Annotated in this window: 11 protein-coding genes; 6 read left to right on the top strand and 5 right to left on the bottom strand. The window is 57.6% G+C overall.

Features of this window, described 5'->3' with window-relative positions; translation table 11 throughout:
- Positions 1-147 precede the first annotated feature (147 nt).
- Both PSAB_RS25680 and PSAB_RS04585 read left to right on the top strand, forming a co-directional pair.
- Positions 148-6,411, top strand: a complete 6,264-nt coding sequence (locus PSAB_RS25680; RefSeq protein ID WP_025333400.1) for a 3-keto-alpha-glucoside-1,2-lyase-like domain-containing protein — start codon at positions 148-150, stop codon at positions 6,409-6,411.
- A 181-nt stretch (positions 6,412-6,592) separates the two neighbouring features.
- Positions 6,593-7,150: an SLOG family protein gene (locus PSAB_RS04585; RefSeq protein WP_025333401.1), complete on the top strand. Its 558-nt coding sequence runs from the start codon at positions 6,593-6,595 to the stop codon at positions 7,148-7,150.
- A gap of 110 nt (positions 7,151-7,260) precedes the next feature.
- On the opposite strand, the gene PSAB_RS04590 is transcribed toward PSAB_RS04585, so the two are convergent.
- The 3 genes from PSAB_RS04590 to PSAB_RS04600 all read right to left on the bottom strand — a co-directional run bounded on the left by PSAB_RS04590 (position 7,261) and on the right by PSAB_RS04600 (position 10,018).
- Entirely contained in the window at positions 7,261-7,707 is a 447-nt protein-coding gene (locus PSAB_RS04590; protein ID WP_025333402.1) for a DUF2269 family protein, read from the bottom strand.
- A gap of 165 nt (positions 7,708-7,872) precedes the next feature.
- Entirely contained in the window at positions 7,873-9,330 is a 1,458-nt protein-coding gene (locus tag PSAB_RS04595; protein WP_025333403.1) for an amidase family protein, read from the bottom strand.
- 199 nt (positions 9,331-9,529) lie between these two features.
- Positions 9,530-10,018: a hypothetical protein gene (locus PSAB_RS04600; protein ID WP_025333404.1), complete on the bottom strand. Its 489-nt coding sequence runs from the start codon at positions 10,016-10,018 to the stop codon at positions 9,530-9,532.
- Positions 10,019-10,271: 253 nt separating this feature from the next.
- Between PSAB_RS04600 and PSAB_RS04605 the strand changes: the two genes are divergently transcribed.
- The 3 genes from PSAB_RS04605 to PSAB_RS04615 all read left to right on the top strand — a co-directional run bounded on the left by PSAB_RS04605 (position 10,272) and on the right by PSAB_RS04615 (position 12,710).
- Positions 10,272-10,661, top strand: coding sequence for a (deoxy)nucleoside triphosphate pyrophosphohydrolase (locus PSAB_RS04605; RefSeq protein WP_338045086.1), 390 nt, complete (start codon positions 10,272-10,274; stop codon positions 10,659-10,661).
- Positions 10,662-10,752: 91 nt separating this feature from the next.
- On the top strand, positions 10,753-11,106 hold the full coding sequence (locus PSAB_RS04610; RefSeq protein ID WP_025333406.1) for a hypothetical protein: 354 nt from the start codon (positions 10,753-10,755) through the stop codon (positions 11,104-11,106).
- A gap of 23 nt (positions 11,107-11,129) precedes the next feature.
- Positions 11,130-12,710 (top strand): ATP-binding protein, encoded by a 1,581-nt coding sequence (locus PSAB_RS04615; protein ID WP_025333407.1) that lies wholly within the window; start codon positions 11,130-11,132, stop codon positions 12,708-12,710.
- A 121-nt stretch (positions 12,711-12,831) separates the two neighbouring features.
- Here the strand turns inward: PSAB_RS04615 and PSAB_RS04620 are convergent, their stop codons facing one another.
- Complete coding sequence (locus PSAB_RS04620; protein ID WP_025333408.1) at positions 12,832-13,764, bottom strand: hypothetical protein; 933 nt, start codon at positions 13,762-13,764, stop codon at positions 12,832-12,834.
- Entirely contained in the window at positions 13,757-13,909 is a 153-nt protein-coding gene (locus PSAB_RS25355) for a hypothetical protein (protein ID WP_158442555.1), read from the bottom strand. Before PSAB_RS25355 ends, PSAB_RS04620 begins: the two co-directional genes overlap by 8 nt.
- Positions 13,910-14,114: 205 nt before the next feature.
- Here PSAB_RS25355 and PSAB_RS04625 point away from each other — a divergent pair, with 205 nt between their 5' ends.
- Positions 14,115-15,932, top strand: coding sequence for a vWA domain-containing protein (locus tag PSAB_RS04625; protein ID WP_025333409.1), 1,818 nt, complete (start codon positions 14,115-14,117; stop codon positions 15,930-15,932).
- Positions 15,933-15,946 lie beyond the last annotated feature (14 nt).

Here is a 15,946-nt window from a genome sequence, read left to right on the forward strand (position 1 = left end):
GGTATGCCTGCTGTGGCTAGGGAAGAAATCGAATACCTTAAGCAAGACAGAATGAGCTAGAGGAAAAAGGCGGCCTGAAACTTGGGTCGCTTTTCTTCAGCAGTAATGGACAGCGCTTACATTATATCAAGAATGGGAGTGAATGCGTTGGGAAGAGGGAAGAAGCTTCGGGGGAAAGTATGGTTAAACGCTTGGGTTGCCGTACTGCTGCTGGGAACGGTCATATTTCCGGGTTCCTATTCGGTGGCGTCGGCGGCGTCGGTAACAGACGTTACGTATGGGGAAAACATTTCTGAGAGCGCTTCAACAAGTGGTCTTAACAGCAACTTAAGCGGGTGGACGACAAGAGACAAAGGGAGCATTGAGGAGACGGCGGATGGCCTGAAGCTGTCGTCCTCGGAGAACGGCTTTGTACTGTCTGCGGAGCAGGGAGAAAGCTTTAGCTACGAAGCGGACGTAACGCTGCTCCAGGACAGCGGGGTCGTGTCGCTCGTCTTTCGCTCGAACGACAGCGGCTGGGGCTCGTATATGGCGCAGCTTGATCCGGGCGCTGACATCCTCAGACTGAAGGATGCGAACGGCGACCGGCTGCTGAAAGCGGAGAGCGTGCCGCTGGAAGCCGGGCAGACGTACCATCTAAAGGTGACGGCGGAGGGCGCGTCGCTAAAGGTGTACTGGAACGGGGGAAGCGAGCCGTTGATTCAGGTAAGCGATTCTGCTTACACCGGCGGGTATTTCGGCATGCATGTGTGGAACAGCTCGGCGGTGTTCCAGAATATTGATATGCAGGTCATCAACACAGAGACGAGGCCGGGAACGGTGAACAGCAACCTGAGCGGCTGGGCGGCGAAGGACAAAGGGAACATTGAGGAGACGGCGGATGGCCTGAGGCTGTCATCTTCCGAGAACGGCTTCGCGCTGTCCGCCGAGCAGGGAGAAAGCTTCAGTTACGAAGCGGACGTAACGCTGCTCCAGAACAGCGGGGTCGTGTCGCTCGTCTTCCGCTCGAACGACAGCGGCTGGGGCTCGTATATGGCGCAGCTTGATCCGGGCGCGGATATCCTGAAGCTGAAGGACGCGGACGGCGACCGGGTGCTGAAAGCGGAGAGCGTGCCGCTGGAAGCCGGGCAGACGAACCACCTCAAGGTAACGGCTGACGGCGCTTCGCTGAAGGTGTACTGGAACGGCGAAAGCGAGCCGCTGGTTCAGGTGAGCGATTCCGCTTACACCGGCGGGTATTTCGGTATGCATGTCTGGAACAGCGCAGCCGTGTTCCAGAATATCTATGCCGGCCCGATCGGCGACCCGCAGCCGATTGACATGTCTGGCGTCAGCAGCAATCTGACGGGATGGACGCAGCGAGGATTTGGAAGCGTTTCCTCAAGCCCGGAAGGCCTTCAGCTGTCCGGTGCGGGAGCTGCAACGGTCATGTCGGACACATACGCCAGCGACTTCACTTATGAGAGCGACATTACGCTGAAATCCGCCGATTCGTCTGGTTCCCTTCTTCTGCGCTCGGATGCAGAAGGGCGGAAGGCGCTGCTGGTTCAGGTCGATGGCAAAGCCGGCAAAATCCGGCTGGCCGATGCGGGCAGCGGACAGGCGGACCGCCTGTGGATCGAGAAGAGCATCGCGGTCCTCCCGGACGTCAGCTACCATGTAAAGGTTAAAGCAGAAGGTACCCGCATAAATGTCTATTGGAACGGCAAATACGATCCGATAATCAGCGCTGAAACGGAGCTGTATTCCGTAAGTGGGGGCCTTGGTCTTCGCGCGGCGGGAACGACAGTGTTTCAGAATATTGAAGTGAGTGATCTGCTTACGAATATAGAAGGTCTGACGGTCGCGGAGGCGTCCTGGACGAAGGATCTTCGGGGTCTGAAGGGAACGGCGCAGGGCAAGCAGTGGTCCAGGCATCTTTCCCAGGCGCAGGCGAACGATTTCGTGCTGGAGGGTGACGTTACCATCGCCCCGGATACTCCTTCCGCCGAAGCGGGGCTGCTGTTTAGGGCAAGCGCCGACGGCTCGGAGGGCTACTTTCTTGAATTGAACGCGGATGACGGCACGGTACAGCTGATCAAGTCCGGAGCGGGAGGGCAGGAGGTGCTGGCAAGCGCATCGGATATTCCTCTGGCAGCCGGGAAGCAGCATCATGTTGAAATTCATGCCGCGGGACCGAACATCTCGGTTTATGTGGACGGCTACGCCCAACCGGCAGCAAGTGCCGAGGACGCAAGCTATGCTTCAGGTCTGACCGGCCTGGCCGTAAAAGGCGGCAGCGCCTACTTCCAGAATGTCTATCTGACGCCGTCAAGCGGGTATTACAGCGAAAGCTACCGACCGGCCTATCATTACACTCCAGCCCGCGGCTCGGCTAGCGATCCGAACGGACTGGTGTATTTTGAAGGAGAATACCATCTGTTTCATCAGGACCGCGGACAGTGGGCCCATGCGGTCAGCACCGACTTGGTTCACTGGCGGCGACTGCCGCTTGCGCTGAAATGGAATGACATGGGCCATATCTGGTCTGGATCGGCGATTGCGGACGAGACGAATGCTTCAGGGCTGTTCGGCGACTCCGGGGGCAAAGGCCTTATCGCCTACTATACATCCTTCAATCCCGACAAGACCGGCGGCAACCAGAAAATCGGGCTGGCTTACAGCAAGGATAAGGGGCGCAACTGGCAGTATTACGGGGACGGCGCGGTTATCCAAAATCCGGGCTATGTAAGCCCCAATGAACCGGGGAACTGGGATTTCCGCGATCCGAAGGTCGTCCGGGACGAGGCGAATAACCGCTGGGTCATGGTCGTTTCCGGCGGCGATCACATCCGATTCTTCACCTCGGAGAATTTGATCGACTGGACGCTGACCGACAATTTTGGCTACGGCAGTTATATCAGAGGCGGAGTGTGGGAATGTCCCGATCTGTTCCCTCTTCCGGTGGACGGCGACGCCTCGAACATGAAGTGGGTGCTGATGCTCAGCACGGGCGCCAATCCGAAGACGAACGGCTCGGATGCGGAGTATTTCATCGGCGATCTGACTCCCGAGGGGAAATTCGTCAACGATAACCCGGCAGGAACGGTGCTGCGAACCGACTACGGCAAAGAGATGTACGCATCGACTTCCTTCGCTAACGTGCCGAACGGACGGCGGATCGCTTTGGCCTGGATGACCAACTGGGACTATCCGTTCAGCTTCCCGACCTCGCCTTGGAAGGGAGAACTGACGGTGCCGCGCGAATTGTCGCTGAAGACGACAGCGGACGGCCTTCGTCTGGCGCAGACACCGATTGAGGAGCTTGAAACCCTGCGGGGCGCGCCGTTCTCGGTTGCTGATACGGTCGTCTCCGGGAATACGGGCAATATTCTGGCCTCGTCCTTCGGCAATGCTTATGAAATCGAGGCCCAGCTTGAGCTGCCTGACACGGGGGCCGCTTCGGAATTCGGGTTCAACCTGCGGGAAGGGGGCAGCCAGCGGACCGCTGTCGGTTACCGGACCGGGGACGGCACATTGTTCATCGACCGCACAGCTTCCGGACGGACCGATTTCTCATCCAAATTCTCCACCCTGCATGAGGCCCATGTGCCGGCGGTGAACTCCAAGCTGAAGCTGCGTATTCTTGTGGACCAATCCTCCATCGAGGTGTTCGCGGCGGACGGCACGGCGGTCTTCTCCGATGTGATTTTCCCGGGTGCGGCGCGGAGCGGCATGAGCTTTTATGCCAAGGGCGGCGCAGTTAAGGTGAAGTCCATCAAGGTTTATCCGCTAAAAAATATTTGGAACAGCGAGTTTCAGCCTGGCGATTCGGCCGGCCGGATCATTCTGGACAGCAGCCTGCTGGAGCTGGGCTCCGGGGAATCCAAGGAGATCTACGCGAATGTGATGCCGCATGAACTTGCCCAGGAGCTGACCTGGACCTCCAGCGACGAGTCGGTTGTTAAGGCCGAGCCGACCGGTACCGGCAGCGCCGAGCTGAAGGCTGTGGCGCCGGGGACGGCGGCCGTTACCGTGCAGACGTCTGATGGAAGCTTGTCGTCCGTCATTCAAGTGACCGTGGGCATTTTCCATACGAATCTGAACAACTGGAAGCCGAATTCGAGCTGGGCGGTGACCTCCGAGGGCATCCGGGGCACCTTTGACAGCGACTCCAACTATATGTCGGGGGATCGGGCGGCGGACTTCACCTATGAAGCCGATATGATGCTCCCGGACACCGGGGGAGCCGGATCGATGCTGTTCCGGTCGAACGCCGACGGTACAAGCGCCTATTACTTCAACCTTGATCCCAATATGAAGTCGGCCCGGCTGTTCTATATGGCGGATGGCCAATTCCAGGACCGGCAGGTGCTGGCGAAAGTGCCGATGGCCGTGACTACGGGAGTGAAGCATCATGTCAAAATCACCGCCGCAGGCACGCGAATTACCATCGAGCTGGACGGACGGCAGATCATCGACGTGGACGACGATACCTATCTCCAGGGCGCATTCGGCGTAAATGTATTCGGCGGGGATGCCTATTACCAGAATGTCAATGTAACCGGGGCAACGCCGGCGGACGATACGCTATACCGTTTCATAAACGAGGGTACCAAAGCGGCGCTCGCTGCCGACAGCCAAAGTTCCCTCGCCATGCTCAGAACGGCGCCAGGAGAGGAATCGGTCAATCAATACTGGAGCTATTACCCGATCAAAAATAACGCCTTCACGATCCGGACGGGAGGAAGCGGCAAATCGCTCGACTGGGATACGGGGGCTAACAAGGTTCAATTGTACGCTTATCTCGGCTATGACAATCAGCGTTGGCTGGTGAACGCTAACCCGGACGGAACGCTGACGATTCTGTCCAAATTCCAGCCGGACCGGGCGCTGGAAGCCCGGGAGGATGGAACGGTGGCGCTTGGCGCCGCCGACGGCTCCGACCGGCAGAAATGGCGCGCCGTGAAAGTGGAGGCCGGAGGCGGCGAGCCAGAGCCGCAACCGTCGGCTGCTCCGTCGGCTGCTCCGTCGGCGGCACCATCGGCTGCTCCGTCGGCCGCGCCGTCAGCCGAACCGTCGGCATCGGCTTCTGAGAAGCCGTCGGCGTCACCGGCACAGCCGACCCCGGCGCCAGAGCCGGCGCCCGCTCCGGCCCAGACGCCCGCAGCGTCTCCGCAGCCGGAGAGCGCCGTGACCGGCACGGCCGATCAGGCTCCGGCCAACTTCTTCACCGCGTCCAAGACGGAGCAGGGGGGCGGATCGGCGCTGGCGATCACGCTTGCCGGCGGCGCGCTGAAACAGCTGGCCGCCGGCAAGGCGGCCGATCTTCAGATCAAAGTCGGCGTGAAGCAGGACGTTGTAGTAAGCGGCTTGTCGGCCGCCGAGTGGAACGGGCTGCTTCAAGGCGGCAGCCGCCTCACTGTCGGCACGCCGGAGCTTACCCTGACGCTGCCGCCGGTATCGCTGGGCGATGCGATCAAGGAGCTGGGCGGCGATGTAAAGGCGGAGGACATCGGAGTGCGCCTGTCCATTCAGCGGAGCGGAGACGCCGCAAGCACGGAGAAGACCGCCGCCGGTCAGGGCTATCGGCTGCTGGCCGATCCGCTGACGGTGAAGCTGACGCTAAGTTACAAGGACAAAAATGTGTCGGCGCCCTTGAATGCTCCGACGGAGCTGCTCCTGCCGCTTCCGGCGGAACAGGCCGGAACGAAGGGCGGAATTGCCGCCGTTTCGGTTCAGGATGGTGGACAGCTGTTCGCGGTCCCGGCTGCGCTTAGGACCGTGGATAACACCCGGTACGCCGTGATCCACGAGGCGGCCGGTTACCGGACGTACGCGCTGCTCGGCGGCAGAACGTCCTTCTCCGACACCCCGGGGCACTGGGTTCAGGGCATCGCGCAAGACCTGGCGGACCGCCTGATGCTCGCGGGCGACGGCAGCGGCCAGTTTGCACCGGATCGCAAGGTTACTCGTTCGGAACTGGCGGCGCTCTCCGTCCGGAGTCTGGGGCTCATGGGCAGGGAGATCGCTTCCCCCGCCTTCAGCGACATCCCAGCGTCCTCGTGGGCATACGGCCCGGCGGAGCTTGCTCATCAATACGGGCTCATCACCGGCTTTCCCGGCGGCGTCTTTGACGGCGGCAGCGAGGTGAGCAGGGAGCAGGCTATGGTGATCGTCTACAATGCCATCTCCTTGATTAAGGGCGGCCATTCTCAGGCTGACTCCGCTAAGAAGGTGGATAGCCTGTCTGCTTACCGGGACCGCGGCGAGCTGTCTCCATGGGCTTCGGCTGCCGCAGCCTATCTTATTGAAAGCGGCATAGTCCAGGGAGACGGCACCAGTGAGCTAAGACCGAAGGATACGCTGACAAGAGCGGAAGCGGCCGCCTTGATTCACCGCGTGCTTCAGGCAAACGGCTGGATTGACTGAACTGGCGCCTAGCGCTTGAGCGGAGCATGTCCGCAGGGTTCGTGGAACCTTGCGGACACTCCGCTTTTTTGTGTGGGATGGGAGAGTACGGCGGGACGGTTCCTTTATCCCCGAAGACAGGCAGAGTGTGGTGGCGGCTGGTATAATGGAAAGACCTATGGAAACAGGAAAGAGGAACGACATGAAGACACTGCTCGTTACCGGCTACCGTGCGCATGAGCTCGGTATTTTTGACAATAAGCACCCCGGTATTCCCTATATCAAAAAAGCGCTCGCATCCCGTATGCTCCCGCTGCTGGAAGAGGGCCTGGAATGGATCATCACCCCGGGACAGTACGGCGTCGACCTCTGGGCATGCGAAACTGCGCTTGAGCTTAAAGCAGAATACCCCGGCCTGAAGCTGGGCATTATCGCGGCCCATGCCGCCCCGGAGGAAAGGTGGAAGGAAGAGAAGCAGGAGGAATTTCGCCGGATTGCGGCGGCGGCGGATTATTACGGAGCGGTCAGCAACCGTCCTTATAAAGGAAGCTGGCAGTTCCGGGCGAGGGACGAGCTGCTGATGCGCAAAAGCGACGGCCTGCTGCTGGTATATGATGAAGAGGCGGCGGAGGGGAGCCCGAAGTATCTTAAAGAAAAAGCGGCAAAGCTGGAGGAAGAGACGGGATACCCGCTGCTCACGATTTCGATGGACGAGATCCAAAGCATGGCGGATGAGGACAATCAGTCGCAGTACGATTGAATCCGGTTTCGCCATATGGCGGCTGTCACCTGAAAGCCATACAAAAAGGAGCCGCCCAAGCAGCTCCCCCTTGACTGGATTGGTCCTGTAGCCAGCGCCCAGCAACCCCGTCAGAAAGGCTTGAATACCATCAGCACAATAAGAATAAACGCGGCGGCATGGGTGACCTTTTCCCATCTCGCCGAGAGCTTCGACAGCCGCTTATACGATTCCGGCAGGCGCTCCCCGTTCTCTGTATGGAGGATTTGGAGCTGCTTGTTCATCTGCCTCGGGAGAATGCCCGCAACGATCACCTGAACGGCGAGGTAGATGGCGATGGAGGCGATATACCAGCCTGCTTTAAACAACGAGGGTTCCAGAATCGCCATGCCAATGCCCGTTAGCAGCAGCAGGATGCTGCCGATCTTCGGGAGGATTTCCAGCCTTTTCAGCATGGACAGGACAAACTTGGCCTGACTGACCGTTCTTGCGCTTTTGGCGATAAGAGGAAAAGCAAAGGCCGCACCCAGCCCCATAACTGCGGCGGCAATGTGGACAAACAGCACATAAATGTACATTCCCTACTCCCCCCATCAACAGATGGAAATGTCAACCTGTTGGCTATTATATAGTCAAAGGTTAGGGAAATTGTCACATGTTTCGCCGTTTGGGAAAATTTTTTTTCAACGAAAAGAGAGGGAGATGCAGGCCTATCGGACCTGTGTCTCCCTCATCGCCTATAATTAGATAAAGCTGCGCAGCGACGGCGGCTTGCGGGCTTTGGAGTGCCGCTCGAACGCGTAAGCCAGCCTGATCAGCGTCGGCTCGGCGTAAGCCATGCCCGCAAACGTCACGCCGAAGGGCTCGCCGTCCGGCGTATACCCGGCGGGCACGACGATCGACGGGTAGCCGGCCCGGGCCATAATTCTTGAGCCGAAATCGGCGGGGAACAGCAGGGCGTCCAAGCGGTGCTCCCGCATGACGGCGTCGATGCCCTCTTCCTTGCACAGCCTGAGATCGGCCGCCCTGTCGCGGAGATACTGCGGCTCCGTCAAAGCGCCGGAGGTTCTGTACTCAGCGTCAAGCAGCGTCGATTGGCCATAGCGGAGCGTTTCCATCGGATGGGCGTGGTTGAAAGCGATGATGTCTTTCAGCGTGCGCATAGGCGCGCCCGGACCGAGCTTCGCCAGGTAGGCGTTCAGCGAATTTTTGAACTCGTTCAGTAGAACCGTGGAATAGCGGACCTCACGCGCTGTCGGAACATTTGCGGGATCGACGATCACCGCCCCGTGGTCCTTCATCAGCTGGACGGCCGCCTCATACAGCGCAATCCGGTCTTCGCCGACTTCCTCGAAATAGTAATCGCGCGGAATGCCGATTCTTGCGCCCTGAAGGCCGTTCCCGTCCAAAAATTCGGTGTAATCCCCGTGGGTTCTCCCGAGCGATGCACCCATGGCGGCATCCGTTTCGTCCTCGCCAAGCATGGCATTCAGCAGCAGCACCGCGTCGCGAACTGTTCTTGCCATCGGTCCGGCCGTATCCTGCGAGTTCGACAGCGGCAGGATGCCGGAGCGGCTGAGCAGCCCGACCGTAGGCTTGATCCCGACAATGGAGCCGAGACTGGCGGGGTTGAGGATCGAGCCGGAGGTTTCCGTTCCGACGGAGACCGTGCAGAAATTGCAGGCGACGGCCACGGCGGAGCCTGAGCTTGAGCCTCCCGTCGGCTTCGAAATATTGTATGGGTTCAGCGTCTGCCCGCCGCGCGAGCTGTATCCGGACGGCATGCCCATGGTCATGAAGTTGGCAAACTCGGTCATGTTCGTCTTGCCAAGGATCACCGCTCCCGCTTTCCGCAGCCGGGACACAATAAAGGCGTCTTCCCCGGCAAAAGAATCCGCAAGCGCAAGCGACCCGGCGCTCGTATGCATTTTATCCCCCGTGTTGATGTTGTCCTTGAGCATCACGGGAACGCCATGGAGCGGCCCCCGGGCGCCGAGCCTTGCGCGCTCCGTATCCATGGCATCCGCGATAAACAGAGCGTCCGGATTCATCTCAATCACGGAGTTTACCGTCAGCCCGTTCTTGTCATGATCCGCGATGCGTTCAAGGTACATCAGAACGAGCTGTCTGGATGTAATTTCGCCGGAGTCCAGCGCTGCCTGAATCTTCGTAATCGTCGTCTCCACAATTTCAAATGCCATCCTTCGCACGCTTCTTCCTGTGATGTAATCGCCTTCAAATTTAATATAAGCCAGTTTGGCTTGGCTTCATAGTCTGACTTCGATTTTATTGCTGAGGAAGCAGCGCTCGGCAAAAAAAATAAAGCGGAAGCGGTCCGGCTATATTCGAGGCCAAACTCGTTTCCGCTTTTTCAAGACGTAAAGCCCCGGACAAGAGAAGCTAATCCTGCAGCTGCGTAAAGCCTTCTTCCGCCAAATATTCTCTCGCTTCGTCCGGCGTTTCAAAGGCCATTTCTAAACTCAGGCCCGAATAGAGATACCACAGGTCGTCCTCGGCTTTAAGTGTAAGCTTCTCGCCTTTCCCGTTCACCCAGTTCGTCTCGGCCGCAAGCCGCTTGCGCTTCTTGGCTGACGGCACCGCTTCGGGCAAAGGCTCGGAAAGCGAAGCGATGGAGGCGTCCAGCAGGCGCCGCAGTTCGTCCTCCGTGAAATCGCGGATGTTGACAAGGCCCTTGTCGTCGGTGGGGTACCCCTTGAGCAGGCCCGCGTATACATAACCGTTGCCGTTCGGGTGGAGATGAAACGCGACCGTTTTTTTGTCGTGCTGGCTTTCTTCATAATGGTAGTTAACCCTTCCCAGAGACACGTCTTTGCGCTGAAGCTGCGGGTAGGAGTCTAGAATCTCGATTTTTTGTTGAAAAGTAAGCATGCGGTCAGCCTCCGTTGATCGAATCGGTTCGGCCGGGACTTGGCAGTAGCATTTATCCCCGGCTTTCGCTTTCTGATTATAGCATGACCCGGGGTTTCGCGCCGCCTGGGGAGCTTTATCCCCATATCCGTAGTGTAAAATGTGGATAATGTGGAAAAATAGATTTGAATTAGAGAAATCATCCACTGGTAAATAACAGGATGCGGCGTTATATTCCATTTATAACATGACGGAGGTGGCTATATTGATTCCAGTGGCGGCGGCCATCATTTATAACTCGGAAGGCAAAGTGCTGATTGCGCGCCGCAGGGAAGGCAAGTCCCAGGCGGGACTGTGGGAATTTCCCGGCGGCAAGATCGAAGAAGGCGAAGACGCCTGTGCCTGCCTGCGGCGGGAATTGAGGGAAGAGATGGGCATTGACATTATGCCATATGCCTATTTTGGCGTTAACGAGCACCGCTACGGCAAAAGCTTGATTATCCGGCTGATCGCCTGGAAAGCAGAATACTGGGGAGGCGAGATCGTCCTGACGGATCATGACGACTGCCGCTGGGAGCATCCGGGGGAGCTGGACCGGTTTCATTTTGCCCCCGCCGATCTTCCGTTTGTGCGGAAGCTGGGTCTGGAACCCGGTGGACGATGAAAGCCTGTAAGAATGTTCTTTTTGTTATATAATTTACCGTCCGCAGACGGTATGATAGATATAGGGAAGAATACCAATAAGGAGTGGGAATTTGCAGAAGACAGGCTATAGAATGCTGTTCCACATCGCCATATATGCTGTTTTGTTTTTTGTGCTGCCTCTGTATTATCGGAGCCATCCGGGGACGATGGAGGATCTGGGCAGGATTGTCATGCTGTTGGTGATGATCTGTCCGGCGGCGATCTTTATTTTATCGGGAGAGCTTGGTTATCGGGCAGGGTTTCTCCCGCTGGCGGCGCTTCTGCCGGTTCTTTTGTTTACGCTTTCGGTGCTGACGGTGTTTGAAGGCCAAGTCACCGGTTTTGTCTATTCGGCGGCCTACGGCGTGATCTCGCTGGCTGGGAATGCGATCGGTTCTTTTTTTCGGAAACGGAGAAGGAAATAGACCGGTTTGGGAGGGGACTCAAGATGACTACGGACGAACAAAATTTTAAGCTCATTGTCTTGTCGGAAGCGGGGAGGGAATTCATCTTGAATGAAGACCCCAAGAAGCTTCTGGATAATGTATTCAATAGACTGTCCGTCCATTTGGATCTGGATGTTTATTTTAATTATATTTTTGACGAAGAGACGCAGCGGCTCCATTTGATGAATTATCACGGCATTGGCCCGGGTGAACATGTGCCGATCGAGTGGCTAAGCCTGGATGACTCGGTCTGCGGAGAAGCGGCCACGCGGCGTTCCCGGATCCTCATTGAGGACGTTCAGCGTTCAAGTGATCCGAGAGCCTGGCTGATCAAGGGGTTCGGCCTGAAATCATACGTCAGCCATCCGCTGATTTCCTATGGGAAATTTGTGGGCACGCTGTCCTTTGGTTCACGTAAACGTTTATTTTTTTCCGATCTGGAATTGGATATTTTGCAGACGGTTTGCAGTCAGGCGTCCATCGTGCTGGATCGCGTTCTGCTGATTTCGGAGCTGAAGCGGAAGAACCGGGAGCTGGCCCAAAAAAACAAGGAGCTCAAACATTCCGAGGAGCAATTGGCCACCATTTTCTCCGTCATTCCAAGTCCTGTGCTTGTCCTTTCCCTGGAGACGCAGCAGATCATTGCGTGCAATGACGCGCTGTTAGCTTTGCTGGACATCAGCCGGGAAGAGCTGTTTAACCGGTATTGGCCCGAGCGGCAGCGTCCGGATTCGCTGATCAAACCGATTTTGGACGCCTCCATGAAGGCTTTACATAAGAGCCATATGGAAGTGTCTTTTTCCGATGCCTCCGGCCAAATGAAGATTTGTCTATGCAATGCGGTTTCCGTCGATATCAACCAAACCCCCGGCATGCTGGCCGTCTTCAGCGACCTTACGGAGCACAAGGAGTACGAGAAGGAATTGGTGAGGCTCGACCAGCTTCATCTGATCGGCGAAATGGCGGCGGGAATCGGCCATGAGGTGAGAAATCCGTTGACTACGGTACGCGGGTTCCTTCAGCTTATGAGGAAGACGGCAGTCGAAAAATCACCCTATCTCGACGTCATGATCGAGGAACTGGACCGGGCGAATTCCATTATCTCCGAATTTCTCGGGCTGGCCAAAAATCAAAGAATCGATATGAAATCTAACGGGCTGAACGCGCTGATTGAAAAAATCCTTCCTCTGATTCAAGCGGACGCGACAGTTGCGGGCAAGACGGTAACCGCCGAGCTTGGTCCGGTCCCGCTCATGCTTATGGACGAAAAGCTGATCCGTCAGCTCATTTTGAATATGGTCCGGAACGGGCTGGAGGCCATGCCTCCGGAAGGGTATTTAACCATCAGAACCTATACGGAGGATGACAGCATCGTACTGTCTGTGGAGGATAACGGTAAAGGAATTCCTTCCGATCAGATTGAGCATATCTGGAAACCGTTCTTCACGACCAAAGAAAGCGGCTCAGGCCTTGGCTTGGCCGTCTGCTTCAATGTTGCCGACAAGCATGGCGCCAAAATCGACGTCGTTACGGGACCCGCCGGCACGACTTTTACAGTCAAGTTCAAGAGATTGCCCGCATAAATTCACCTTTCGCAAAAACACAACTCCGCACTTTTCTTCAAAAATTCATATATTCTCGCAGGTTTCGCCGAATATCGATCGTCAAATAAAGTAGCTTCTTCTGTACCTGGCGTTTCCAATGCTAAACCTGCCCAAAATCGGGGTCCCAGCGGTACTTGGCCGCTCGGATTTCCTTCGCCCGGACATCGAGGCCGTTCCAGGCCTCATGCGGATAAGCGCAAATCAATTGATGCAGCCGCAGGAAACGGTCGCGGGGCAGCAGATGGGCGTATCGGCCGATGAAGGCGGAGTAGAGCAGGGCGTAGCGCTTCATGCGCACCGCCGATCCGGCCACCGCGGCGAGAAGCGAGGCGCCGTCCTTCATTTCAAGAATTTGCGCTTCATACCGCTGGACATAGCGCAGGGTGCGGTCCTTAATCAGATCCCGCCGCAGTCTCGCAACCTCGCCGATGTACTCCGCGAGCAGCGGCTCGAAATCCTTCAGCAGCAGCTGCTCCATTTCCAGATCCATGTCCTTGCGCAGCCGGAAGCCGTGCAGCAGGGCGACGCGCTGCCTCGCGATGCGGTCGCCGCGAAGCAGCACGGCGATTTCGCGCAGCTTCTCGTAAGCGAGCGTATCGTTCTCCCGCAGCACGGACACGGCCTCCTGCCGGTTGATCTCAAGGCCTTGCCTGATCGCGCCGATATGCCGGCCAAGCAGCTCGTCCAGCGCGCGCAGGTTCTCGGCCGCACGCGCCTTGCGCTGGGCGGCGACGAGCGCAAGCAGCAGGACGAGCCCGCCGGCCAGGCACAGCGCAAGCTGCGCGCCGCTGGCTGCGAAATAGGCCGAGATAAGCGTCAGCAGGACGACGGCCAGTAGTGCGGCCGCCATGCGGCGTCCGGCAAGCGAAGCCGCCCGGCCTTCCACGGTGACCAGGGCGGTCCTGCCGCAGTGCTTGCAGCGTTCTCCGGGCAAAGCGGTGAACGTGCCGCAGCGCTTGCAGACGCGCAGCTTGTCGAAGGAATATCGCGGGGCTTTGAAGGGGCGGAGGACGACCGGTTTTTTCTTAGCCATGGGTGCGGTCGCCTCCGTTCAGCGCGGCCAGCAGCCGCTCGTCGATCTCTTCCCGGCTAACCGGCCTGCGTCCCCGGAGGAAGTAGCCGAGAACTCGAATAACGGTATAAAGAAACGTAATTCCAAGTATAACGTATGAAATCATGGAGCTGTCCTTTCCTGGAGAACGGTTGTCTTCGAACATTGTTCGAAAAAGGCTGACGGACGCCGCCCGTTGCCGCTCGCTCAGCGTTCCTTAAGTTGAAGTTTACAGGGTTTAATTATATCATAATGGCAGGCTATTGACAGAATTTAGCTGTACTGATCGGTCTTTCCCGCCGCCCTATCAAATCATAAGAGGAGTTATAGTCATGCTTCGTAACGATGTTCAAAATAGAAGGGTTTTATCGTTTTTTGCCCGGTGTCTTCCCGCGCTGCTGCTGGCGCTGAGCCTCGCGGCCGGACCGTTCGCGGCGGTTCCGGTATCCGCAGCTCCGTCCTCTTCTCCGGGAGCGTCTTCGCAGATCGACGCCGTTCTGGTGCTCGATGTCAGCAATTCCATGAAGACGAGCGATAAGAGCAACATCGCCGGCGAGGCGATGAAGATGTTCATAGATATGCTGTCTGCGAAGGGAGACAAGGTTGGAGTCGTCGCTTATACCGATGAGGTGCAGCGGGAGAAGGCGCTGCTGACCATTAACTCGGCCTCGGACAAACAGGATTTGAAGGCTTTTATCGATGGCCTGGATAAAGGCGCATACACCGATATTGCCGTGGGCGTCGATGAAGCGGTCAAGGTGCTGCAGAACGGCAGCGACCCTGCCCACGAGCCGATGATCGTGCTCCTTGCCGACGGCAACAACGATCTGAACGAAGCGTCCGGCCGGACGCAGAGCGAGTCGGACAAAATGCTCGGCACGGCAGTGGAGACGGCCAAGAAGAACGGATATCCGATTTACACGATCGGCCTGAACGCGGACGGCAAGCTGAACAAGGCCAGTCTCGCGAAGCTGTCCGACCAGACGGGCGGCAAGGCGTTCGCTACCGATACCGCAGACGATTTGCCCGATATTTTGAGTGAAATTTTTGCCGACCATCTGAAGCTGAAGGTCGTTCCGGTGCAGTCGATTACGGCGAACGGCAGCTATCAGGAGGTGACGGTGAACGTTCCGAACGCCAGCGTCCTGGAAGCGAACATTTCCATTATGTCCCGGGAGCCGGTAACGGCGAAGCTAACCGACCCGTCGGGGGCGAGCGTGGCGATTCCATCGAGCAATGTGCTGCTATCCAAGTCTTCGACGTACAGCCTGCTGAAGCTGCTGTCCCCGAAGGAAGGGGACTGGAAGCTTCAGATCAAGGGTGTGCCGAAGGATAAAATCGACATCAATCTGATTTTCAATTATGACCTGGAGCTTAAAATGGACGTTCCGGCGTCCAAGACATACAAGAAAGGCGACAAGATCGGCATCTCCGCCCGCCTGTATACGGGCGGCGCGCAGGTACAGGAAGCGGAGCTGTACAAGAACATGAAGGCGACGCTGCTTGCGACCGACCTGGACTCCGGAAAGACTGCGGAGCTTCCGCTGGACAATTCAAGCGGCGAGTTCAAGGGCAGCTTTGAGGTGAAGGACAGCCATAACTATGAGCTGAAAATCCGGGCCGAAGAGAGAAGCTTCTACCGCGAGAGCAATGCTGTACAGATCAATGCGGGAGGGTCTGCTGCCCAGGCGCCCGCCGGAGCCGGAAGTGAAGCGCAGGATAAAGGCACTCCATGGACGCTGATTCTGGTTATTGCCGGAGCGCTGCTGGTTCTGGCCGCCGCCTTCGTCATCTGGATGCTGTGGAAGAAAGCAAGCCGCGGTTTCGTCGGACAGCTCGTGATCGAGGTGATTGACGGAAATACCGGCGAGAAGACGTATCCGCAGTACAAGAAGCTGACGGGCTTCAGAGGCAAGTTCAACCTGCATCAGCTGCTGCAGCTTGCCCCTGAGCTTAAAGAAAGCGAGAAGCTGGTCTTCACGCCGGGCAGCAATGACCGGCTGCAGCTTCGCGGCGGCGAAGGGATTTCGGTCGAGAAATCGGGCCGTGCGGTCGACGCCACCCGGGGGCTGGAGTTGAAGAGCGGAGACCGCGTCTCGGTTCCGCTCAGCAGCGTAGACAAGACGATAATGCTGGAGTATTTGGTATAAGATTAGGGGGATAA

Source organism: Paenibacillus sabinae T27, assembly GCF_000612505.1.
Taxonomy (GTDB): Bacteria; Bacillota; Bacilli; order Paenibacillales; family Paenibacillaceae; genus Paenibacillus_AQ; species Paenibacillus_AQ sabinae.

Bases quoted from the DNA above. Each gene is read 5' to 3' on its own strand.
- PSAB_RS04600 (WP_025333404.1), bottom strand. From the start codon at position 10,018: ATGCTTACTTTTCAACAAAAAATCGAGATTCTAGACTCCTACCCGCAG.
- PSAB_RS04590 (WP_025333402.1), bottom strand. From the start codon at position 7,707: ATGTACATTTATGTGCTGTTTGTCCACATTGCCGCCGCAGTTATGGGG.
- PSAB_RS04595 (WP_025333403.1), bottom strand. From the start codon at position 9,330: ATGGCATTTGAAATTGTGGAGACGACGATTACGAAGATTCAGGCAGCG.
- PSAB_RS04585 (WP_025333401.1), top strand. From the start codon at position 6,593: ATGAAGACACTGCTCGTTACCGGCTACCGTGCGCATGAGCTCGGTATT.
- PSAB_RS04620 (WP_025333408.1), bottom strand. From the start codon at position 13,764: ATGGCTAAGAAAAAACCGGTCGTCCTCCGCCCCTTCAAAGCCCCGCGA.
- PSAB_RS04625 (WP_025333409.1), top strand. From the start codon at position 14,115: ATGCTTCGTAACGATGTTCAAAATAGAAGGGTTTTATCGTTTTTTGCC.
- PSAB_RS04615 (WP_025333407.1), top strand. From the start codon at position 11,130: ATGACTACGGACGAACAAAATTTTAAGCTCATTGTCTTGTCGGAAGCG.
- PSAB_RS25355 (WP_158442555.1), bottom strand. From the start codon at position 13,909: ATGATTTCATACGTTATACTTGGAATTACGTTTCTTTATACCGTTATT.